Origin of the sequence: Mobiluncus porci (assembly GCF_009695935.1) — a bacterium.
In the GTDB taxonomy this organism is placed as follows: domain Bacteria; phylum Actinomycetota; class Actinomycetes; order Actinomycetales; family Actinomycetaceae; genus Mobiluncus; species Mobiluncus porci.
Genome location: NZ_VUMY01000001.1, coordinates 122,117 through 139,747 on the forward strand (window position 1 = coordinate 122,117; position 17,631 = coordinate 139,747).

Below are 17,631 nucleotides of genomic sequence, written 5' to 3' on the forward strand. Positions count from 1 at the left end.
CTATTGCACATAGGCGAGAATCGTTCCGACTTCCACAGTCTCATCTTCCGGCACCACGATTTCGGTGATGGTGCCAGCGATGGGTGAGGGAATCTCGGTGTCTACCTTATCGGTGGAGACCTCGAGCAGAGGCTCGTCCACCGCTACCGTGTCTCCCACATTCTTGAGCCAAGTCGTCACGGTGCCTTCGGTAACCGATTCACCAAGTGCGGGCATCTTGATGGGCTCGCCGCCACCGGAACCGCCGGTCTGCGCGGGGGGCTCCGGAGCGTTCGCGGCGCTCGGGCCTGCGGGCTCGCTCGGTGCTGCTGGAGCCGGAGGCGGGGTTGGGGCTGCTGGTGCTGCGGGAGCAGCTGGAGGAGTCGGCGTTGCTGGCGGTTTTGGAGCCGCTGGCACCGGAGGTGGAGTAGGCACACTGGGAGCCGCAGGAGCCGGACTCGGGGCGGCGGGCGCGGGAGTAGCCGCCGGAGCGGCAGCACCTTGTTGACCAAAAGCCTTTGCAACTTCGGTAAACAACTGGGCCAATCGTGCCATATCCAACTCGCCCAAGCTCGTCGGAACCGAAGTGGTAGCGGTTCCCTGCCCGCTCGAGGCTGGCTGTGGCGGAGTCGGGGGTGCTGGCGGAACCGGAGCCGCCGGGGCGGCAGGAGCGCTGGGGACTGCGGGCCCACTTGACTGCGGGGGTGCGACTGGTGTCGCAGGAGTTGCCGGAACCACGCGATTCGGAGCGCTTTGATAGAGATTAGCAGCATCCAAGACATCTTGCTTCCGGATGCGCCCCCCCACTCCGGTTCCCTGAATCGTATTCAGGTCTACTCCCTTTTCAGCAGCGAGTTTCCTGACAATCGGGGTGGCGTATTCGCCTTGAGAACCGGACGTCCGTTTCGCGGTCGTGTCGGCGGGAGTCTCTGGCGCAGCTGGCTCGGCGGGAGCAGGCATCGCCGGAGGAGTGGGGGCACTCGGGGCTGCTGGCGGCGCAGGTTGGGCCGGGGCTGCTGGCGCCGAAGGGACAGCGGGAGCCGCGGGAGCTGGCGGAGTGGCAGCAGGCGCAGGCGTTGAATCTTGAGCCGCACTTGGAGCAGTCCCGCTTGCGGAACCGCCCACATAAGCCAAGATGGTTCCCACCTCGACAGTCTCATCTTCTTCGACAACGATTTGGGAAATAACTCCCGCAATGGGAGAAGGAATTTCCGTGTCAACCTTGTCGGTAGAGACTTCCAACAAAGGCTCGTCCACCTCTACTGTTTCGCCGACCTTTTTTAGCCAAGTCGTGACGGTTCCTTCGGTCACGGACTCACCAAGCGCGGGCATCTTAATGGGCTCACCCGTGCTGTCTCCAGACGCGCTGGCCGGAGCAGGAGCTGGGGCGGCAGGAGCCGCGGGCGCAGCAGGTGAGGCGGGTGGTGTGGGCGCCGCGGGGGGCACATTTTCAGCCTTTGGTGGCACCGGCGGCACGCTTGGATAAGACCACTCGACCTGCGCGGAACCATCAGGGGATGCTGTCACGGTGGAAGGAATCTCCGGATTCGGAACCTCGGCGGGCGCAGCGCTGGGAGTTGCGCCGGTGGAACCCATCTCGGAGGCTTCTCCGACTTCGGCCAAGGGAGTACCCACATCGACAGTCTCGTCTTCCGGCACCAAAATATTCAAGAGAACTCCCGCTACGGGAGAGGGAATCTCGGTGTCAACCTTGTCGGTAGAGACTTCCAGCAGGGGCTCATCTATGGCAACCGTGTCTCCCACTTTTTTGAGCCAAGTGGTAACGGTGCCTTCGGTGACAGATTCACCCAAAACCGGCATTGAAACTGTTTGAGCCATTTTGTTTCCTTCTTCTTTGAATCGGTTTTTCAAAAACTAGGTTATCAGCCGTGCAACGGTTTTCCGGCCAAGGCCATGGCTGCTTCGCCAATCATCTCGTTTTGAGTCGGGTGAGTGTGGGTGAGGTAGGCCAAATCTTCAGCGTCAGCTTCCCAGTTCACGATGAGTTGTCCCTCACCGATTTGTTCACCAATGCGCTGTCCCAGGGCGTGGAAGCCCACAATCGGGCCGTCTTTTACCTGGACAAGTTTCACGAAGCCAGCGGCCTTGAGCATCTGCGACTTCGCGTTACCGAGCATATTCGACTTGGCAGACACGATATTCTCGGCGCCATAGACTTCCTTCGCCTTCGCCTCGGTGAGACCCACGGAGGCAATTTCCGGTTCACAGAAGGTCACGCGCGGAACGTTATCGTTGTCAACCACGCGCGGGTTCAATCCAGCAATTTCTTCGGCGACGAAAATGCCTTGCATCATGGCGCGGTGGGCCAACTGTAGACCAGGCACAATGTCGCCTACGGCAAAGATGTTGCCGACGCCGGTGTGGAGGCGCTCGTTAGCCAGCACGAAACCGCGATCCATCGGGATGCCCTGTTCCTCGTAACCCATGTCGGCGGTGTTCGGGCCACGGCCAATCGCCACCAGGAGATAGTCGGCGCGGAACTGTTGACCGTCCTCGGTGTTTACGGTCACGCCGGACTCGTCTTCTTGAGCGTTCGCAAAACGGGTGCCGGTCAAGAAGTTAATCCCGCGAGATTTGAAGGCCTTTTCGAGTCCCTTGGAGACATCCTCGTCTTCGTTCGGGACTAGATGGGGGAGAGCCTCAATAATGGTGACTTCAGCGCCGAAAGACTTCCAGACGCTTGCGAACTCCACCCCGATAACGCCGCCGCCAAGAATCACGACGGAGCTCGGCACGTGGTCGAGGAACAGAGCGTGTTCTGAGCCGAGGATACGGTTGCCGAGGTTCATACCGAGCGATTTGGTGAAGGAACCGGAGGCGAGAACGACGTTTTTACCGTGCAAAACCCGCTCGCCCACGGTGACGGTGTCCGGGCCGGTCAAGCGACCGCGACCATTGACGAGTTCAACCTTGTGGGCTTTCACGAGATGCTGGAGACCCTTATACATTTTGTTCACGACACCGGACTGGAATTCCAAAACCTTTGCCATATCGATGCCAGTGAATGACGAAGCGATGCCCCAATCGAGACTTTCATGAACCGTGTCGGCGACCTCGGCGGCACGCAACAAAGCCTTGGTGGGGATGCAGCCACGGTGCAAGCAGGTGCCGCCGACTTTGTCTTCTTCTACCATCGCCACGCTCATGCCCAGGCCGGTAGCCCGTAAAGCGCAAGCGTAACCGGCATTTCCGCCGCCCAAAATGACGATGTCATAAGTTTCTTCGCTCAAAATAAACTCCAATGTTTTTGTTGGGACTAAATACCTATGACCTCTATTCTGTCACGAATTTTTCTCGATGTCCTCCAGATAAACTGGGTCTTTGAACGGCCTTTACGTCATGTTTAATGTGAAACGATGGGGGCGTGCTTTTTCGTCCCACTTTTGGGACGATAAAGCACGCCCCCACCGTTTCAGCAGGTCAGAGGCGCTCGATGAGGTCAATCAGGGTGCGAAGCCCGTAGCCGGTGCCGCCCTTTGGGGTGTAGCCCCAGGCTGAGCCCTTGTTGAAGCCGGGGCCGGCAATATCGACGTGAGCCCAACGCGCGCCCTTGGTGAAGTGTTTCAAGAACAATCCCGCCAGAGGCATTCCGCCCTCACGTTTAGTGCCGGAGTTACGTAAATCTGCGATGTCAGACTTCAAGTCATCCGCCAGGTGCTCCGGCAGGGGGCAAGGCCATGCCATCTCGCCGCTTCGCTTGGCTGCCTCGAAGTAATCGTCTTTGGCTGAACCCATCACGCCGGCCATGCGGGAACCGAGCGCTACAATCTGAGCCCCGGTCAGGGTGGCCATATCGACGATTAAGTCAGGTTTTTCCCCAACTGCCATCGCGATGCCGTCGGCCAACACCAAGCGCCCCTCCGCGTCCGTGTTGGTGACCTCCACGCTGGTGCCGTCTTTCATGATGATGACGTCGTCAACGCGCGTGGCTCCACCGCTGACCATGTTCTCGGCGCACGCCAACCAGGCAGTCACCTTGACCGGCAACCCCAACTTAGCCGCGGCGATAACCGCATTGCCCATGGTGGCGGCTCCGGTCATATCTGATTTCATTGTGGCCATGGAATTAGACGGCTTCAAAGAGTAACCGCCCGAGTCAAAGGTAATCCCCTTGCCGACCAACGCCACTTGGGCCCGAGGATTTTCGGGTTCGTAAGTCATCTTCACCAAGACCGGCTTGCGCTTAGACCCGCGTCCCACCGCGACAATCCCGCCAAACCCCTCGGCTTTCAGCGCTTCCCAGTCCCAGATTTTCACTTTCACGGGAAGCCCCCTTGCGGCTTTTTCCATCCACTTTGCCAGCGTCTCGGGATAGAGCGCGGAAGGCGAAGCGTTGACGAGATCGCGAATATCAAAGATAGCCTTGCCGAGAATCTCGACCCGATTCAAGGATTCCGCAGCGGGGAAGTTTTCGGCAGGAAGCATGATTTGTTTCAGCAGGGGCTTTTTCTTCGTGAGGTATTTGTCAAAGTGGTATCCACCAAGCAAAGCGCCTTCAGCTACTGCTACTGCTGCGGTAGTATCGCTGGTGGGAAAGGAGAGGGCCAGTTCGGAGGCTTCGGCGAGGCGGGCTCCCGCTCCTGCGGCGGCGCGCAAGGCCTCGGCGGGGAAGGAGTGGTTCTCCAAATCTCCCAGGCCTACAAAAACCACGTAGGGAGAGGCGAAATCGTGGGGGGAGGGGGAACGCTGGGCCTCACCAGCCTTCCCTGTTACTCCTGCAGATCTGGCAAAATCAGCAAGGGCCGGAAAAGTAGGAACCTGGAGGTTTCCGTCGCGATCCGCGGTAACCCCCAAGATGAGAGGGATGTTCAAAGTCTTCAAGTCGGAAAAAGTCGTAAATGTAGTCATACTTCCATCCTAGACGCATCAGGCAAGCGGCGTGAGCCTGGAGAAGTTAAGTCTGAGTTGAACTCGTCAACAGCCGTTACCCGCCGCGTTTTACAAAAGCATCAATGATGTTGAGGGTTTCTTCACTCAGGTAATACGCCCAGTGCTTCAGCTTCACCTGCGCGTGGCATCCACCGCTCGGGGTATTCGGGCGGTTGTTCAGTCTCGTCCGCTTCGGCATTAGCAGTCGGGAAAACCACCATCCCGTTTTCCAGGTCCATCGGATACGACCGCGGCCCGAACGGGGAGCTGGTCGTCAACAAGGAGCAAGCCGAAACAGTCAAACACATTTTCGCTTTGTTCTTGGAAGGCGAATCGTTCTCGGGTATCGCGAAGATTCTCAACCGGGAGCAGGCACCGAACCCGACCGGGTGTAAATGGTCAATTGGGCATATCAGCTCGATGCTACGCAACGAGAAATATAAGGGCGACGCGTTGCTGCAAAAGTCCTACACGGTGGACTTCCTCACCAAAAAGCAGGTGGTGAATCGGGGTGAGGTGCCGCAGTACTATGTGACCGGGAGCCACGAGGCTATCATCGACCCTGCCGTTTTCGACTTCGTGCAACAAGAAATCGCTACCCGGAAGCAAGCGAACCGCTCCTACTCGAGGCATTTGTTGTTTTCCGGGAAGATTCAATGCGGGGACTGCGGGGGATGGTACGGGTCGAAAACCTGGCACTCCAACGATGAGCGATACAGGAAAACCATCTGGCGATGCAACCACAAATACGGGCACGGCGAAAACTGCACCACCCCGAAACTCGAAGAACCCGAAACCAAAAACCTCTACCTGCAAGCAGTCACCGACCTGCTCGGCGAGAGCGACGAAGCCAGCAGGATCGTGCGTGAAGAAGTCATGGCGGAACTCGACACCACCCGGTTACAGGAGCAAGCCGACAAGCTAATCGCCGATGTCAAATCAGCCTCAGCGGCTATCGACAAGCTCATCGACCGTAACGCACGCACCGCGTCGAACCAGGCAGAATACAACCGGCAGTTCAACGCGCTGACCGCCCGCCACGGGGAGCTGTACGTGAAATACGAGAAGGTTGCCGCGCAGATAGTCGACCGGGAAAACCGTATCCGCAGCTTCAAACACTTCGAAGCCAGTGGCATGACTCCGTAATTTAGGTTCGTTTGTTTTGAGAGTTCTTGATGGCCGTTTTTGGCAGAATGGAGCTTATGGTGAGTAAGTGCATGGAGTTATAGTTCGGAAGATGTTGTGAAAGCGCTGGATAGGGCGGTGAAAGTGTTGGCTGAGGGGGGTGCGGTGGCTGATGCGTGTCGCAAGATTGGCATCAACTGAGCCGACGTATTGCCGGTGGAAAAACCATTATCAGGGCATGGATTTGCCTGGCGTGAAACGGATGAAAGTGTTGAGTCAGGAGAACGCGGTTTTGAAACGGCTTTTGGCTGAGGCGGAGCTGGAGAAGGCAGCGTTGAGGGAGTTGGCTGAGGGAAACTTCTGAGCCCGGCTAGGCGCCGGGCGGGCGTGGTTTGTTTGATGGAACGCCTTGATATTAGCGAGCGTAAGGCCTGTAAGCTTGCGGGTTTGTGGATTTCCAGTTTGATGCTGACGAGACCGGGAAGGCGTTGAAAATCGTGTCTATCGTGGATGAGTTCACGCGTGAGTGTGTTGGTGGCATGGTGGAGCGCTCTATAACCGCCCCTGTGCTGCGTGAGCACCTGGATGCGGCCCCCGCCAAACAAACTGGCCCTACAAACGGGGGCACGTCAGAGACTCGTCGGAATGTGGGTGTGACTTGTCGGAAAATATCTTCCCTGTTTTCGGTGACCAGAGGCTTTGAATCGCGCAGGCGTCGTTGAGGTTAAATCTTTGAAAAAATCCTTAAAAAGAGTCTTCTGCTGCCGAAGAATTGGCTGTGCGCTGGCTTATGTAAACCATAAGACATCGGACAAAGGATTAAAAATGGCTGCGCTTCGTAAACTCGCTGCTGGAGCCGCCGCGTTGGGTCTTTCGACCTTGATGGCGGGGACGGCGTTCGCCTCCGCCGGACAGTGGATCGGATCTCAACAGCACTACAACATCTACAGTGTTAATCAACCTTTGACTGTCACCTCTACTTTCTTGGCTCCTTCATCGGTTACGACCATGTATAAGGCGACAGCGGTTAATGTTTCCATGGTCGGTTACAGCCAAACGGTAAAGCAAGAGGACATGCCGCTTTGTTATACCCTTCCGTTTGGAACAAGATACGCTGCCTGCACACCTTTTTACGAAGAAGTCCAGAATCAAACGGTGTCTGGTGACGCCATGGGAAGTTTCCTAACCGTAGATGCGCAGGGTGGATACATCGGGACGGTCTATACTGCTGAGATTTCTGCAAAAGGGGAATTCACTGTGGAACACCGTTTCCCCGACGGTGTTGCCTCAGCTATCTACAATGATCCGGGTTACGACACGATATCGGTTTCTTTTGTAAAGAAACCATATTGAATACATAGGAGTTGATTGGCATGGATGCGGGATTGGTCAATGGATTGAGCACGATGGTGGCTTCGACGCTGCCTAAGTCTTCTACGTCTGCGACTAAGAGCGATCCTTTTACTGTGTCAACGGTGGCGAGCACGCCCGTCGTTGACACAGTCGAAATTTCTTCACTGGCGCAAAGTGCGGCGAAGGTTTTTGATCCCACTGCTGTTGACGGGCCTTTCGAACAAAAACATGACGGTGGAGCGTTGGCAACATCTTCGGCTATTGATGGCTATAACGGTTGGGAAGAGATGCTGAAGAATTCCTTCGGTATTGAAAATGGCGGGGATCGTAATGACATGCCGGTTATTTATGCCTACAATCCGGTTGACTATTCGCCTGATGGGATTGGGCCTGGCGCTGGACTGAAGGCGGCGAATCAGCTCACCAATGAGCAACGTAACTTTATTGCCAATATTTATGTTTACTGCCATGACAATGGTTTAGATTCACAACTTGCCGTATCAATTACCTCGTCGTTGATGCCACAATATTGGGATCACGTGGAGGGAGGAATGTATGGTGCCGCTGAGTTAACTTACACCTCTGGCATGCATATTTATTCTCCTGATGGCCGTCCAGGATCGGCAACGAATAATGCTTATCAATCGCAAATCGATAGTGTTGTTTTGGAGACTTTTTCATCGGATGCCGCCAAAGATTCCTTGATTAGCACCCGAGCTATGGAACACGCATTTACAAGTCGTTTTGGTGAAATAGAAAATCATCTTGACTGGGTGAAGGGGATACAGAAACTCGTCTATGCGTATTCAAAAGACCATTCGGATAATCCCGGTGGTTCTCCGGCGATTAACACCCCTGAAGGTCAGAAGTATATGCAGTGGCGTCAAATGAAGATTCGAGCCTATGATGCTATGGATAAAATAGCTAAGGAAGATCCCACGAGCTTCGAAGCGACGGGTGATCGAAATGCTCACAATCTTTCTGAAAAAGTCAATTACCTTAGAGATGGCATAAAGAGCTTTGAGGGTAAATATGCTGAGAGGGCCTCTGGTTTTGTTGGTTCGTTATCCGATGGGCAGAAAAACATTCTTGGGGCTCTTTACGAACTTGCTGAAGGTAAGGGAGACAAGGAAATGTCCAAGGTTGATGCTTTGGCGAAGGCGTTTGCGACCTCGAATTTTATGGAGGTGATGTTGCTTCCGGGTAAGGATAAGGACGGGAATTCGACGACTAACTTGTTGGATATGTTGGTGTGGACGAAGGATGTTCCGAACCAGGCGGATTTCTTGCAGGCCGTGTTGAATAAGAAGAACGAGGCGGCCATTGCGAAAGTCGAGGAGAAACTCGGCATCGATCTCGGCGGCGCGAAAGTGAACGCCGACAAGCCCAGCGCGACGACCAAGACTGTTGAAACCCCGGCGCACATCGACACCGAGGCGTAGGGTGAACCCTTTTTCAAAAAGTGAACCCTCTAGGCGGCGACTTTCAGACAGTCGTAGGTTTGTATCCAATCCGTGCGGAAAGTATCAAGATAACGCTGGCTCGCGAGCTTGTCTTGGAAAGCCGTCAGGCGGTTCGTTTTCTGGCGCGGGGTAAGCGTCGTGTCATTGAGGATTGCTTCGAGTTCTGCTTTGAGGTCATCCAAAAATAAGGGGTCAATCACCTTGTGGATATTCACCGGATCCGTGTAGTGCATCCCGCCCGAACGGCGCGTTTCCGGGTTCAAAGTGCTCTCGAAAATCCCGCCAAAAATCGTCGGACTGATTCGCGACCAGTCCGTATCCCGCGCCGTGCGCTCAACAAGTAAGGTCTTTAACTCCGCCGTGAACTGCGGGATTTGAAACTCACCGGCAAACAACCCGCCGTTCGCATACGGGAAAGCCTTCAGGGTGTCAGACAGATACGGGTCACGCGCCTCCACCGGCGTGTCCAACACCTTGAACAAATCCAATAAGGCCGAGCGCATTTGGCCCGCCTCAAAACCCGAGAGATACCCCAGGAACGCGTCTTTACCGAACAGCCCCGCGTCCTCGGCATAGAGACAGAACACCAGCCGGACACACAACACATTCAACGCATGAGACTCCTCCACAGAATCCGGATCAAGATACTGACGGCTCAAAGCTGCATGGAGCTCCCCAATAAGCTCACCAGCCTTGATAGAAACCTCTTGCTCCAGGGTTTCCCGCGCCAGCGACGCATCCAACAAGAAATCCAACAAATGCGGCTTCTGGCGCAATCCGCCAAACCAAACTCAAGGAAGCCCTTCTCGGGATGTTCTTTATTGAGGTCATGCACCCGAAACTTCAAGAAATTTGAGACGATAATCCACAAACGCACCCACATCCGCCCCCACCTCAGCCGGAGACCGCAAAGAAACCTCAAAAGACAAAGCAACAGTCTAATGCCCAGCCAGATAGACCCGTCTGTTATCGGTCAGTGCCCAAATCTTCGGACAGGTCTGGCATCCTGAGCTAGGAAAGACCAAAGCGAAAAAAACTATTACTTGCCATAAAATGAATCAGTGCTCACCAGACTGTCTTTGAAAAACCGCGCCTTTGTGGCGCTGCTTTCCGTGATTATCACCGTCCTCGGGGTTTTCTCCGTCCTCACGATGCGCCAAGAACTCATCCCGAGCGTGGAACTCCCGCAGGTGAGCGTCGTCACGGTTTCACCAGGAGCCACCTCGGAACAGATGAAGGCCCGCGTTTCCGTCCCGATTGAACAACAGGTTGCGCTCATTCCCGAGGTAGAGTCCACCACGACCCGATCTTCTTCGGGCCTGTCGATGGTCCAAGTTTCGCTTGCCTACGGCACCGACTTGGCTCGCGCGACTTCGAAGGTAGAACTGGCAGCAAACCGCGCCAACACGAATTTTCCAGAAGGTGCCGAGACCAATGTTGTGAGCGGGGGCACCTCGTCTATTCCACTGGCCTTTGTGGCCGTCACCTCTGATGGTTCTCCCTTGGAAGTCGCGGATCGCATCCGTTCCGCCGTCGTCCCCGGTCTCGAAAAAGTTTCCGGAATCTCCCAGGTCATGCTCATTGGCGCTCCAGAACAAAACGTCTTGCTGAGCCTTGACGCGGCGAAAATCGCCCAAGCCGGCGTTGACCAAAACACCATTCGCGACGTGCTCACGAACTCGGGACTCGCCGTTCCGGTGGGATCGGTTCTAAACGGGGACAACACCCTTGATGTGACAGTCGGAAAAGCCATGTCGAGCCTCGACGAATTAAAAAATCTTCCGATTCCGAGTGACGCAGGAGGAAAAGTCACGAAACTGGCTGATCTCGGAACCGTGGAGTTACAAATGGCCGAAGAGACCTCGCTCGGCAATATCAACGGAAAACCGGCTCAAGCCATCATTATTTATCCCACTGCTAGCGCCAATATCGTCGCAACCACGCAAGCCTTCAACAACAAACTCGGGGAACTCGAAAAGACAATCGGATCCAACACCAAGTTCACCACCATGTTTGAACAGGCTCCCTACATCACGGGCTCCGTGGAATCGCTCGCTCGGGAAGGGATTCTAGGTCTCCTCTTCGCCGTGCTCGTCATCCTCATGTTCCTGACCTCGCTGCGATCCACCCTCGTTACTGCCATCTCGATTCCACTCTCGCTCCTGATTGGTTTCATTGGTATGTTGATCAGCGGCTATACGGTCAATATGCTCACGCTCGCGGCGCTTACGCTCACAATCGGGCGGGTGGTGGATGACTCGATTGTCGTCATTGAAAACATCAAGCGTCATCTCGAATACGGCAAACCCAAGCGGGAAGCCATTGTTGACGCGGTCAAAGAGGTCTCCCGAGCCGTAATCGCCTCCACCATCGTGTCGTTTATCGTCTTTGTCCCCATCGGACTTGTTTCTGGCATGGTGGGAGAACTCTTCCGTCCCTTCGCCTTCACCGTCGTCATCGCCCTTGCAGCCTCCCTGTTTGTGGCGCTCACGATTGTGCCAGTCTTGGCCTATTGGTTCTTGCGCCCCTCGGTGGCCTCCCGACTGGCAGCCCGCGAGGGAACCTCGGAGGCTCACCGGCGTGAGGTGGAAGCCGCGGAGGAAAACTATTGGCTCAGGCGCGCCTATCGTCCCGCCTTCGAGGTGACCCAGCACCATCCGGGGTGGACCCTTGCGGCCGCCCTCGCAATCTTGCTCGCCACCGCGGCCATGTTCCCGCTTTTGAAGATTAACCTGATGGGGACCTCAAACTCCGGCATGGTGATGCTATCCCAAAAGGTCACCCCCGGGATGAACCTCGACGCCTTGGAAAAAGCCGCGGCACCGGTAGAAGCCGCGCTCCAAAAGGTAGATGGGGTTTCTTCGGTGGCGGCTTTCGGGGGAGGCAATGGTCGCGGCTCAGGTGGCGGATTCTCCATGGGAGGGGGAGGATCTACCAGCGGCCCCGCGATTTCCTACATGGTTTCCATCGACCGCAACCTCGACTTGAGCAAAATCACCAAGACGCTCGTGGGCACGGCTGAAGACGCCTTGGGGGTGAAATCGGGTGACGGGACGATAACCGACCTGAGCTCCACGATGCTGGGCTCGAGTTCGATAGACATCCAGTTCACGGCCCCGAACGAGGACGCGGCGATTCAAACCAACGACGCTTTGCTGAAGGCCCTTGCTGACCTCAAAAACGTGAAATCCATAGAGTCGGATTTGACCGCAGCCACCCCAGCGATCCAGATCACGGTCGATAAAGACCGGGCAGCCGCGGCGGGAGTAAGCGAAAACAACGTGGTGGGAATGATTTCCGCGCAACTCGTGAATCCCGAAATCGGTACCATCACCTTGAACAATATCGACACCTCCATCAAAGTCGCGGCCACGAATCCGGTGAAAACCTTGGAGGAATTGCGAGCGATGACTTTGCTTGGTCGACCGATTGACACTTTTGCGACCATCGAAGAGGTGAAGCTTCAACCGACGATCACGACCATTGATGGACAAACCACCACCACGATTTCCGTAAAACCAGAAGCCAACGGGAACCTCGGGGCGGTAGCGAATGACGTGTCCCGCGCGATAGACCGCACGGATCTCCCAGACGGCGTGTCGGTCACCGAGGCCGGCGCTTCCCAAGATCTCACCGAGTCCTTCAACCAGCTATTGCTGGCTTTGATGGCGGCGGTGCTCTTGATTTACCTCGTTTTGGTCTGGATTTTCAAGTCACTTCTTCAACCGGCGCTCCTCCTGGTGGCGATTCCTTTCGCGGCCATCGGGTCTTTCGTGGCGCTGTTGGTGACCGGAACGGCTCTGGATCTGTCGGCGATGGTGGGGCTCTTGATGCTTACCGGTATCGTTGTCACGAACGCGGTCGTCCTGATTGACCTCATCAACCAGTATCACGAACGCGGAGATGACATTCCGAGCGCGATTCGAGACGGCGCGATGCAGAGGCTTCGCCCGATTGTGATGACCGCTTTGGCGACCGTAGCCGCGATGGTTCCGATGGCTCTCGGATTTGGCTCCACCTCGAGTTTCATCTCTAAACCGCTGGCGGTGACGGTTATCGGTGGGCTCGTGTCTTCGACTTTGTTGACGCTGGTGCTACTGCCGGTGCTGTACCGGCTCGTCGTGGGCTGGTTGGAAAAGCATAAGTCAGCAAGGGCGAGGCGGGAAAACGCCACCCTAGATGCCGCGGCTGGAGAGAGAGGGAATCGCGGGCTCGTCGGTGAGGAGTTGCTAAAGGCTCAAAAACCGGCAATTCTGGATTCAGATGATGACTCGGATTTCACCACGGTAGAGACCCGAGAGTGAACCTGGAGAACGATGCGCCCCGAAAATTTTCCCAAGACTTCCGAGATTCCCGCTGTCCCCGGGGTCTACCGGTGGCGCGACTCAAGCGGGAGGGTTATCTATGTCGGTAAGGCCAAAAACCTCCGTAACCGCTTGACCTCGTATTTCGTCTCGCCCGAGCGGCTCCACCCGCGTACCGCAAAAATGGTCGCGACAGCCGAGTCGGTGTCTTGGGTCGTGGTGGGCTCCGAGGTCGAGGCGCTCACCTTGGAATACACCTGGATTAAGGAATATGACCCGAAGTTCAATGTCATGTTCAAAGACGACAAGTCCTATCCCTATTTTGCCGTCACCATGAACCAGCAATTCCCCCGAATGGGAGTTTTGCGGACCGCCCACCAACGCGGGGTGCGATACTTCGGGCCCTACACGGCCGTGTGGGCAATCCGGCAGACTCTGGATTTATTGGAGACGGTTTTTCCAGTTCGGACTTGTACCGATGGGGTGTTTTCGCGGGCGCGTTCGGCCGGTAGGGCGTGTTTGAAGGGCTATATCGGAAGGTGTTCGGCGCCTTGCATCGGGCGGATCAGTGAGTCGGAACATCGTGCGTTGGCCCAACAGGTCTGCGACTTCATGAGCGGTCATGAAGCCGGTTTTTTGAAGGATCTCGAAAGCGAGATGTGGGCCGACTCCCAGGCTTTCCGTTTTGAACAAGCCGCAAAGAAACGCGACCAGTTGGAGGCGCTTCGAAAAGTCCTGGAGAAAAATGCGGTGGTTTTGAATGACGATACCGACGCAGATCTTTTTGCTTTGGCGGCGGACGAACTCCAGGTCTCGGTCCAGGTGTTTTATGTGCGGGCGGGGCGGATTCGTGGACAACGCGGCTGGATTTCAACCATTGAAGAGGATATGGACGAACGCGCTTTGATGTCGCGCGCTCTGGAACAAATCTATGGTGAGGTGGCTTCTCGTCTCAAAGAAAACGGGGGAGCGAAGCGAATCGAGCCGAGTTCCGCCAATGATGTCGTGCATTTTGACCAGGTGTTTATTCCGACGGAGATTCTGGTTTCAGTTCTGCCCCAAGGACGGGAATCCTTGGAGCAGTGGCTTTCTACGGTGCGCGGAGCGAAAGTCACGATTCGCCGACCCGAGCGGGGGTTGAAACGCGAGGCCATGGAGCGGGTTGCAATGAATGCTGCGGAGGCTTTGAAACTCTATAAGACGCGGCGGGCGAGCGATTTGACGCAGCGCAATTTGGCGCTAAATGAGCTCGGGCGACTCCTTGGTTTTGACCCGCCGCTGCGCATTGAATGCTACGACATTTCCCATACCCAAGGCACCTACCAGGTGGGCTCGATGGTGGTGTTCGAGGACGGCGCGCCGCGGAAGAACGCCTACCGGAAGTTCACGGTTCGCGGACCAGAAGGTAAGGGGGCGCCCGACGACACCGCGGCGATGAATGAGGTGCTGCGGAGGCGCTTTGAGCGACTTATCGCCGAAGAAGCGGAGCCTTGCGCAATCGACGAGTCGGAACCAAAGGAACCGCGGCGGTTTTCTTATCGTCCCGACTTGGTGGTGGTGGACGGCGCCCTGCCCCAGGTTCATGCCGCCCGCGCCGCCATGGACGAAGTCGGGGTGTGGGACATTCCGGTTATCGGCCTAGCCAAGCGCTTAGAGGAAGTGTGGACTGTGGACTCGGAATACCCCGTCATCTTCCCGCGCACTTCTGATGCGCTCTACCTCTTGCAATATCTGCGCGATGAATCCCACCGTTTCGCGATTACCGCGCACCGCCAAAAGCGTGCGCGAGCAATGACTCGCTCCGTGCTTGATGATATTCCAGGACTGGGACCCGCGAAACAGAAGGCCTTGTTGAAACATTTTGGTTCCGTGAAAAAACTGCGGGAGGCCAGCGCCGCAGAAATCGAACAAGTACCCGGATTCGGGGCAAAATCCGCGACTCATCTGTTTAAATACCTACGTTCTAAGGACAATTCAGGTAAAAATTAACCTATGCCACAGCCGGACTCTCCGTTACGTTTACGCAACCTGCGCTTCAATCTTTTGGCGAAAAATATCGTCAGCGGGATTGGCGTCTTGCTGACCCCAGGGCTGGTTTTCCTAGTTTCTCTTGTCGTGCTCCTACAGCTCAATTTTCGGGCAGACTCCGGAGGTAAACTTCTCATCAATTGGCCATTCATTTTCGGGGGACTCTTGGTCGTGTCCGCGCTCGGGGGATTGGCAGCTTGGTGGCTGATTCGTTTTATCTCCCGCTCTGTCACCGAAGCAGCTGCGTCAGCGGCGAATTCAGCAAAGGCTATGGCCGCTGGCGATTTCACTCGAGGTGCTCGCGGAGTCACGAATGATGAGTTGTCCGATCTTGCTGCGGTGATGAACTCCACCCGTAACTCGCTGAGCGACTTGTTGACCGACACCCGCGAGGTCTACCGTGAAGTGGCCACCCAGGAAGAACGCCTGCGCGAAACGGTAGGAGGTTTAAGCGATTCATCCGGTGAAGTGAGTTCGAAGGTGAGCGCGGTCAGCCAGCGGGCTCGCGAACTATACTCCACGGCGGAAAATCTCGCCCAGGCGGCCAGTGATATTTCGTCTGCGCGCCAACGAATTGCCGTCCAAGCCGCGTCCACCCTCGAAATCGGGGTAAAAGAAGTTGAGAAAGTCGCAGCCATCTCGTCTCTCATTAAAGAATTCTCACAGCAATCTGCTGAAATCTCCGAAGCAGTTGAGCAAATTGCGGACATTGCGGAGCGAACCAGTTTGCTGGCCTTAAACGCCACGATAGAATCTGCCAAAGCGGGGGAAATCGGCGCTGGTTTCGCGGTTGTTGCCGGTCAGATCAAGGATCTTGCCGTCCAAACGAGCTCTGCGGCAGAAACCGTCACCGAGGCCTCCGCAACGATTCAAACGCGCTGCGACGTCACAGTAGGGATGGCACAAACCGTGAGCGAAAAGCTCACTTCCATCAATGCTTCTCAAACCGAATCCAGCCAAGCCGTGTCCGACCAGGCTAGCGTGGTGCAGGCCATGGAAAGCTCTTGCACCGAAGCACTGGGGGAAGCCAAAACCCTCAGTGAAGAAATTTCGAGCATCTCCACTGCTGCCGGCTCGATTCGCGACAATTTGGAGGTTATCACTGCCGGAGCCGGACAGGCCCGTCAATCCATTGACTCAGTCCGCGCTCTCGTCTCCCACCTGGATTTGAATGCAGTTGCGGAGACCATCAGTGAATCGGCAGGCGCGACCACGGAGGTGGAATCATGAAGTTCAAGGGTTTGAACATTGCAGGCCAATTCAAATTCACAGCGATTCTTAGCTATAGTTTCACGATTTTGATGGTGATTTTGCTGGTGGTTGGGCTGGTGCAGTTACAGGGAATCACCAACGCAGAGAGTCAAAAACAGGCCATTATCGTCCAGTTGATGATTCAGATTGTGGCTTTAGCAGTGTTGGCTGTCCTGGGGACTATTGTGGGCTTCACGATGCGGGCGCGGATTCGCCGCTCGGTATCTTCTGTCTCAGAAGTTTTGTCCGCCTCCGCGGACGGGGACTTTACTAGGCGGGCGAAAATCTATTCTCAAGATGAGATTGGGGAACTCTCACAATCCGTGAATAAACTCATGGATTTCTTGACTTCCTTGGTGAAACAACTAAATGAGGGTTCCAGTCGCCTGGAACAATTTGCCGCCACTTCCTCTCAGGCGGCCACCGCGGTTCAAACCGGAAACGACCAGGTACTTCGCTCTACTCAGCAACTTTCCACTACCGGTGAGGCTCTCAACTCGATGGCGGAATCCTTGACAGATAACGGTACCGCAGTGGCTGGAGACATCGCGAAACTGTCGGGGACCGCCACAGAAAACGAGAGGCTGCGGACTGAAGGCATGACCGCGGCCAAAGACCTGGAATCTGCAATCTACGAGTTGAAACAGGCCGTAGACCAGATTTACAGTTTGATGCAAGATATTGCGACCATTTCAGGTGAAACCAATATGTTGGCTCTCAACGCCACTATTGAGGCTGCCCGCAGCGCCGAAGCGGGGAAGGGGTTTAAGGTTGTTGCCGATCAGGCAAAGGATCTCGCCACTCAAACTGCGGAGACGACGACCGATGTTTTGGCGAGAGTCGAGGTGTTGGAAGAGCAGGCCACACAGGGAACCGTCCAGATCGCCGAGCTCTTGGAACAACTCGAGGCCCTGAGTGACGGTCAACAAGCGGTTAGCGAGGCGGTCGCTGGGCAAGAGGAAGCCTTGGGACGATCACACGGGGGAGTGACGGCAGTGAGAGATTTGGCTATAGAAATGTCCGGCCAGGCTACTGACCTATCTCGATTGGTGGACGCCTCGCATGGGGAATCCCTGCGTTTCCAAGAACACATGGGCGTGCTTTCTTCCGCGGTGGCGGCACTCCAAAAACGGGTTTCTCGCTTCCGAGTCGATTAAGCGTGCATGAATGTACGGTGTACGGCAAAATTCAGACGGCAAAGTTTTTTCTATTTCCTTTCACTAGGTAATTCGTTTTTA

12 protein-coding genes and 1 pseudogene are annotated in these 17,631 nt (G+C 55.7%); 8 read left to right on the top strand and 5 right to left on the bottom strand.

The features are described from left to right. From FYJ63_RS00555 to FYJ63_RS00570, 4 genes are all read right to left on the bottom strand, one after another. A complete protein-coding gene (locus FYJ63_RS00555; protein WP_154542736.1) occupies positions 1-1,818 on the bottom strand; it encodes a biotin/lipoyl-containing protein in 1,818 nt (605 codons plus the stop codon). Between the two features lie 44 nt (positions 1,819-1,862). Next, the gene (lpdA, locus tag FYJ63_RS00560) at positions 1,863-3,230 is read right to left on the bottom strand and encodes a dihydrolipoyl dehydrogenase (RefSeq protein ID WP_154542739.1); all 1,368 of its coding nucleotides are present in this window, start codon (positions 3,228-3,230) and stop codon (positions 1,863-1,865) included. 190 nt (positions 3,231-3,420) lie between these two features. Beyond that, the gene (locus FYJ63_RS00565; RefSeq protein WP_154542741.1) at positions 3,421-4,848 is read right to left on the bottom strand and encodes a leucyl aminopeptidase; all 1,428 of its coding nucleotides are present in this window, start codon (positions 4,846-4,848) and stop codon (positions 3,421-3,423) included. Between the two features lie 122 nt (positions 4,849-4,970). Continuing rightward, complete coding sequence (locus tag FYJ63_RS00570; protein WP_154542743.1) at positions 4,971-5,177, bottom strand: hypothetical protein; 207 nt, start codon at positions 5,175-5,177, stop codon at positions 4,971-4,973. Positions 5,178-5,190: 13 nt separating this feature from the next. Between FYJ63_RS00570 and FYJ63_RS00575 the strand changes: the two genes are divergently transcribed. The 4 genes and pseudogenes from FYJ63_RS00575 to FYJ63_RS00595 all read left to right on the top strand — a co-directional run bounded on the left by FYJ63_RS00575 (position 5,191) and on the right by FYJ63_RS00595 (position 8,789). After that, on the top strand, positions 5,191-6,015 hold the full coding sequence (locus FYJ63_RS00575; RefSeq protein WP_229769825.1) for a recombinase family protein: 825 nt from the start codon (positions 5,191-5,193) through the stop codon (positions 6,013-6,015). A 184-nt stretch (positions 6,016-6,199) separates the two neighbouring features. Next, positions 6,200-6,608: pseudogene (locus FYJ63_RS11535) on the top strand (hypothetical protein); the annotation flags it as partial. Between the two features lie 211 nt (positions 6,609-6,819). Next, a complete protein-coding gene (locus FYJ63_RS00590; protein WP_154542751.1) occupies positions 6,820-7,347 on the top strand; it encodes a hypothetical protein in 528 nt (175 codons plus the stop codon). 20 nt (positions 7,348-7,367) lie between these two features. Further along, positions 7,368-8,789 carry a hypothetical protein gene (locus tag FYJ63_RS00595; protein WP_154542753.1) on the top strand — a complete coding sequence of 474 codons (1,422 nt, stop codon included), beginning with the start codon at positions 7,368-7,370 and terminating at the stop codon, positions 8,787-8,789. 29 nt (positions 8,790-8,818) lie between these two features. Here FYJ63_RS00595 and FYJ63_RS00600 read toward each other — a convergent pair whose 3' ends face one another. After that, positions 8,819-9,565, bottom strand: coding sequence for a type IIL restriction-modification enzyme MmeI (locus FYJ63_RS00600; protein WP_154542755.1), 747 nt, complete (start codon positions 9,563-9,565; stop codon positions 8,819-8,821). A 306-nt stretch (positions 9,566-9,871) separates the two neighbouring features. Between FYJ63_RS00600 and FYJ63_RS00605 the strand changes: the two genes are divergently transcribed. Genes FYJ63_RS00605 through FYJ63_RS00620 form a run of 4 tightly spaced genes read left to right on the top strand, consistent with a single transcriptional unit; the run spans position 9,872 to position 17,550 of the window. Next, complete coding sequence (locus tag FYJ63_RS00605) at positions 9,872-13,114, top strand: efflux RND transporter permease subunit (RefSeq protein WP_154542757.1); 3,243 nt, start codon at positions 9,872-9,874, stop codon at positions 13,112-13,114. Between the two features lie 12 nt (positions 13,115-13,126). Beyond that, complete coding sequence (uvrC, locus tag FYJ63_RS00610) at positions 13,127-15,103, top strand: excinuclease ABC subunit UvrC (protein WP_154542759.1); 1,977 nt, start codon at positions 13,127-13,129, stop codon at positions 15,101-15,103. A 3-nt stretch (positions 15,104-15,106) separates the two neighbouring features. Beyond that, entirely contained in the window at positions 15,107-16,372 is a 1,266-nt protein-coding gene (locus FYJ63_RS00615) for a methyl-accepting chemotaxis protein (protein WP_154542761.1), read from the top strand. Continuing rightward, positions 16,369-17,550 (top strand): methyl-accepting chemotaxis protein, encoded by a 1,182-nt coding sequence (locus tag FYJ63_RS00620; RefSeq protein ID WP_154542763.1) that lies wholly within the window; start codon positions 16,369-16,371, stop codon positions 17,548-17,550. Before FYJ63_RS00615 ends, FYJ63_RS00620 begins: the two co-directional genes overlap by 4 nt. Positions 17,551-17,631 lie beyond the last annotated feature (81 nt).